Consider the following 5,000-nt stretch of genomic DNA (forward strand, 5'->3'; position numbering starts at 1 on the left):
AGCCGGTGGGGCTCCCGCCACAATGGGGGGGCCGGTTACTAACATGCCGGGTACCCCGGGCGGGATGTTCAACCGGGTCCTGCCGACCCGTTGCGTTCGTCCGTTGAAGGCCGGCAGGACCCGCGACAAACTGCCCACCCGGCCGCCCCGGAAACCTCACGGCCGGGCGGAAACCTCAGGCCGGCAGCGTGCGCCAGGCGCCGTAGTGGTGCACGGCGATGCCTCCGAAGGCCGCCGTCTGCCGGGTCGCCTCATCAACCTTGGCCAGCTCCAGCTTCAGCGCGGCCGCGCCTTCCTCGTGGAAGGTGCAGTGCAGGCAGTCCGCCAGTGGCCCGGTTTCCGCCGCCAGCCGCACCCGCTTGCCCGCCGCCTTGCCGCGGGCCAGCCAGTCCAGGCTGACCGCCACGATGGAGTTCGGGCCGGTCGCGGTGTCGCGGTAGCTCATCACCGTCACCGCGTTGACCCGGCGCAGCACCTCGTCGGCCAGGTTCTTGCGGCCGAGCTTGTACTGCCCGAACCAGAACGGCACGTCGGCCTCCAGCGACAGCGTGCTCGCGGCCCGCATCCGGTCCAGCAGCTTGAGGTAGGCCGCCTCGGTCCCCGGCAGGTCGGTGGTCCAGCCCTCGACCAGGTACGGCTCGACGTCGAGGTGGATGCCGTCGAAGAGGCCGGTCGACACGACGGTCCGTTGCCAGGCCAGCGCCGCGGCGTGGTTGGTGACCCAGTCCGGGTCACCGCCGAGCGCCCGCAGCTTGATCCGCCGGGCGACGGCCATTTCCTTCAGCTCCTGCAGCCGGGCCAGGCCGCCGTCGGTGAGGACCGACGGTGCAACGTGGACGAAGACCTCGGAGATGTTGTGCTCGCCGGCCCAGCTGATCACCTCAGCGGCCGGATCGTCGCCCCACAGCCACATGGCTCGGGTGTTCACCGGCGCCGCGGTGAGACCCGCACTGCCCGCCGACGAAGCCCCGGGCAACGCCGTGGCGGCGGCCATGAGGATGGCAGACACCAGCCCTGCCTGCCATCGCCCCCTCATGACCGCCCCCTTTACCGTGGTGATTCCGCTTCCGCGAGGGAACAGAATCGGCGGGGGCGGCGGTCAGGTGAGAAGTCGCAACGAGGAAATCGCCGTGTCGACCGCGCCGACCCGGTCGAAGTCGCCGATCCGGCGGGTGACGTAGGCGATCGCGTGCCCGGCGGCCGGGTCGGCCCAGGCCGCGTTGCCGCCCAGGCCACCCATGCCCCAGGTCCCGTCCGGTTCGAGCTGCACGCCGAGGCCCCAGGTCGTGGATTGTTCGATGAACAGATCCGGACCGGTGAAGTGCGCCGAGACGAGGTCGGTGACGAGCGCCGCGCTGAGCAGCCGTTGCCCGTCCAGCACGCCGCCGGCCAGCAATCCGGCGTAGAAGCGGGCCAGCGAGCCGGCCGTGGCGTGCAGGTTCACCGCCGGGATGACGGACCGGCGCCACAGGTCGCTGTTGAGCACGGCCAGGTCGCGGGAGCCGGGCGGGTTCGCGATGGCCCGCGCGCGCACCGAGCCCGGCTCACCGGCCAGCAGGTCCTGCCGGTCCGGCTGATCGAACTCGAGCTCGGCGCACCGGTCCGTCTCCGTGGTGCCGAAGCCGAAGTCGAGCTGCCACGGCCGGGCGATCTCCTCGGCGACGAAGCGCGCCGGCGGCCGGCCGTCGACGCGGCGGACCAGTTCGCCCAGCAGATGGCCGTAGGTCAGGGCGTGTTCGGCAGCCACCGTGCCCGGCGGCCACTCGGGATGCGCGGCGGCCAGGTCGGCGCAGAGCAGATCCCAGTCGCTCCACGCGGACGCTTCCCGTGGCACGGGGAAGAACGGGAGGCCGGCCGTGTGCGTCAGCAGCTGCCGTACCGAAGCATCGGTCGTGAATCGCGGCCAGTGCCGCGCGATCGGATCGTCCAGGCCGATCAGGCCGCGATCGATCAGCAGCAGCACCGCCAGCGCGATCACCGGCTTGCCCACCGAATAGACGTTGACCAGGGTGTCTGCCGTCCACGGCCGGGTCCGTGCGGTGTCGGCCCAACCCTCGCGCAGATCGACCACCAGATCACCGTGCCGTCGCACCGCGAGGGCCGATCCGCCGCGCGGCTCGGCCGCGAAAGCGTCCCGGACCGGTTCGTATCCGGGCGCCACGAAGCCGTCGATATTACGGTCCGCTGACATGGGCGCACAGTACCCGCCGATGGTGGAAAGCTGGTCCCATGGGCGAAGCGCAGCAAGCAGATGTGGTGGTCGTCGGCCTGGGGGTCGGCGGCGAGGAGGTCGCCGGCCGGCTCGCGCAGGCCGGCCTGACGGTCATCGGCGTCGAGCACACCCTGGTCGGTGGCGAATGCCCCTATTGGGGCTGCATCCCGACCAAGATGATGATCCGCGCCGGCAACGCCCTCGCCGAGGCCCGCCGCATCCCCGGCCTGGCGGGCACGTCGCAGGTCACGCCCGACTGGGCGCCGGTCGCCCGCCGGATCCGTGAGCAGGCCACCGACACCTGGGACGACAAGGTCGCCGTCGACCGCTTCACCGGCAAGGGCGGCCACTTCGTGCGCGGCCGGGCCACCATCACCGGGCCGGGCCGGGTGCGGGTCGACGATCAGGAATGGGTGGCGAGCCGCGGCATCGTCGTCGCCACCGGGACGACGGCGGTGATCCCGCCGATCGAAGGGCTCGCCGGCACGCCGTACTGGACCAACCGCGAGGCCGTCGAGGCCGAGACCCTGCCGGACACGCTGCTGGTCCTCGGCGGCGGCGCCATCGGCCTCGAGCTCTCCCAGGTCATGGCCCGCTTCGGCGTGCAGGTCACGGTCATCGAGGGCAGCGATCGACTGCTCGCGATGGAGGAGCCCGAGTCGTCCGAGACCGCGGCCGCGGCCTTGGCGGCCGACGGCATCAAAACCCTGACCGGGGTACGCGCAAAGCACGTCACCCACTCCGGCGACGGCTTCTCGGTCGAGCTGTCCGACGGCTCCACGGTCACAGGCGAACGGCTGCTCGTCGCCACCGGCCGCGCCGCCCGCCTCGGTGGCCTGGGCTTGGAAACCGTCGGACTCGACCCGTCGGCCCGCTTCCTGACCACCGACGACCGGATGCGCGCCGCCGACGGGGTCTGGGCCGTCGGTGACGTGACGGGCAACGGCGCCTTTACTCACATGGCGATGTACGAGGCCGACGTCGCCGTCCGCGACATCCTCGGCCAGGGCGGCCCGAGCGCGGATTACCACGCCAAGCCCCGCGTCACCTTCACCGATCCCGAGATCGGCGCGGTCGGCCTGACCGAGCAGCAGGCCCGCGACGCCGGCCTCGACGTCCAGGTGGGCTACTCGAGCCTGCCATCGTCCTCCCGCGGGTTCGTGCACGGCCCGGGCAACGAGGGGTTCATCAAGGTCATCGTCGACCGGTCCCGCGGCGTGCTGGTCGGCGCCACCTCAGCCGGCCCTTCCGGCGGCGAGGTTCTCGGAGCATTGACCGTGGCGGTGAAGGCCGAGGTGCCGGTGGCCACGCTGCAGGCCACGATCTGGGCCTACCCGACATTCCATCGGGCGATCGGTGACGCCCTGCATTCCCTCTAAAGCGGGACGGTCGCCGTGATCGTGCTGCCGGCCGGGGAGGTGACGATGGACAGCTCGGAGAGCTGCCGGGCGATCCACAGTCCGCGTCCGCCGGGCAACGAAGGCGCCGGCAGGGTGTGGCCGGCATGGGCCGGATCGTCCAGGCCCGTGCCGGCGTCGCTGACCTCGCAATGCAGCAGGCCGTCGGCCAGCCACAGCCGCAACCGGCCGGTGCCGCCGCCGTGCCGGACGGAGTTGCTGGCCAGCTCGTGGGCGATCAGCACCATCGTGTCGACGGTCCGGGCATCCGCCACCGTGGAGACATGGGCGGCGACGGTCGCCCGCACGCCGTACAGGCTGTCCTCGTCGAAGCCCTGCTCGACGAGGACCTCGGGGCTTCCCCCAGCAGGTTCGGTCTCGCGGACCGCGGGGGAGGTGTCGGTCCGCTCACCGTTCGCCATCGCGCACCAGCATCCGCAGCGCGGGCACGTCGGCGGCGCCCGCGACCGTCAACGTCCGTTCGATCGGCTCGGCGCAGACGACGATCATTCGGCGGGACTCCGGCAGATTGGCCGCCGTCCGCAGGATGACGGCCGCCGCGCCGGCGTCGATGAAGCGCAGGTGGTTCAGGTTGAGGTGGACGTCGTGGTCCAGCCGGACGGCCTCGGCGAGCGCGTCGCTCAGCACGTCGGCCCGGGCATAGTCGAGCTCACCCGCCACCCGTACGCCCGGCGGCACGTGCTGCCGGCAGATCCGCAGCACCGGGTCCTCGTGATAGACGGTCGCCGCCACCGTCCGCGGATGCACCCGGGCGGCGTAGGCGAGGGTGACCGGGTCGAAGCTGTCCCGGTTGTATTCGCAGATGGCGGTCAGCCGCCCTGCGGCGAAGAGCCGTCCCACCTCGGACTCGAAGACCAGCAGCTGCTCGGCGTTCGCCTGCGGCCGGGCGGCCCAGCACATGTCCGCGGTGATCCGCAGACCCGTCCGGCCGTCCCGCTCGGCCTGGTCGAGCTCGCGGGCGAGGAGCTCGACCATGGTGGCGGCGTCCGGCCCCGTGCCCCCGCCCCACAGCCGGTCGCTCTCGGCCACGGTTAGCTCCTGCCCGCCGTCGAGGCCGCGTTCCAGCAGCTCGGCGCGGAGCCCGTCGACATCCGCGGCGTCCGTGAAGCAGATGACCCGCTCGCCGCGCGACTGCCCGGCGGCCACGAAGGCGGCCAGGATGTCCAGCCGCTCCTCGGGATCGGTGAAAGTCAGGCAGGCGTGGTCGCCTGGGCTGAGCCGATCCACCGGTGTCGTGGCGACCATGCGTCCTCCTCAGGAGCCCGGGGCTGGAAACGTACCCGATGACTGAAGAGCCCAAGCAAGGTTTGGCCGCACGCCGCTGGGTAACCCCATCGGCATGGTGCGGCAGACGATCTCCCGGCTGGAGC

General features: G+C 72.0%; 6 protein-coding genes (1 of these 6 running past the window's edge). 2 read left to right on the forward strand and 4 right to left on the reverse strand.

Annotated elements, in window-relative coordinates:
• Positions 1-175: 175 nt before the first annotated feature.
• On the reverse strand, positions 176-1,009 hold the full coding sequence (locus AB0C29_RS04920; RefSeq protein WP_360815238.1) for a hypothetical protein: 834 nt from the start codon (positions 1,007-1,009) through the stop codon (positions 176-178).
• A gap of 90 nt (positions 1,010-1,099) precedes the next feature.
• A complete protein-coding gene (locus AB0C29_RS04925; protein WP_360815241.1) occupies positions 1,100-2,191 on the reverse strand; it encodes a serine hydrolase domain-containing protein in 1,092 nt (363 codons plus the stop codon).
• Positions 2,192-2,229: 38 nt separating this feature from the next.
• Here AB0C29_RS04925 and AB0C29_RS04930 point away from each other — a divergent pair, with 38 nt between their 5' ends.
• A complete protein-coding gene (locus AB0C29_RS04930) occupies positions 2,230-3,591 on the forward strand; it encodes an NAD(P)/FAD-dependent oxidoreductase (RefSeq protein ID WP_360815244.1) in 1,362 nt (453 codons plus the stop codon).
• Here AB0C29_RS04930 and AB0C29_RS04935 read toward each other — a convergent pair.
• Positions 3,588-4,031: an ATP-binding protein gene (locus AB0C29_RS04935; protein ID WP_360815247.1), complete on the reverse strand. Its 444-nt coding sequence runs from the start codon at positions 4,029-4,031 to the stop codon at positions 3,588-3,590. The two genes, AB0C29_RS04930 and AB0C29_RS04935, sit on opposite strands and share 4 nt — an antisense overlap.
• Positions 4,018-4,875 (reverse strand): MEDS domain-containing protein, encoded by an 858-nt coding sequence (locus AB0C29_RS04940; protein WP_360815250.1) that lies wholly within the window; start codon positions 4,873-4,875, stop codon positions 4,018-4,020. Before AB0C29_RS04940 ends, AB0C29_RS04935 begins: the two co-directional genes overlap by 14 nt.
• A gap of 94 nt (positions 4,876-4,969) precedes the next feature.
• Between AB0C29_RS04940 and AB0C29_RS04945 the strand changes: the two genes are divergently transcribed.
• Positions 4,970-5,000: the beginning of a Rieske (2Fe-2S) protein gene (locus AB0C29_RS04945; protein ID WP_360815251.1), read on the forward strand. The gene runs 824 nt beyond the window's last position; only the first 31 of its 855 coding nucleotides appear in the window; the start codon lies at positions 4,970-4,972; its stop codon lies beyond the right edge, outside the window.

It is taken from the genome of Actinoplanes sp. NPDC048791, assembly GCF_040650095.1.
In the GTDB taxonomy this organism is placed as follows: Bacteria; Actinomycetota; Actinomycetes; order Mycobacteriales; family Micromonosporaceae; genus Actinoplanes.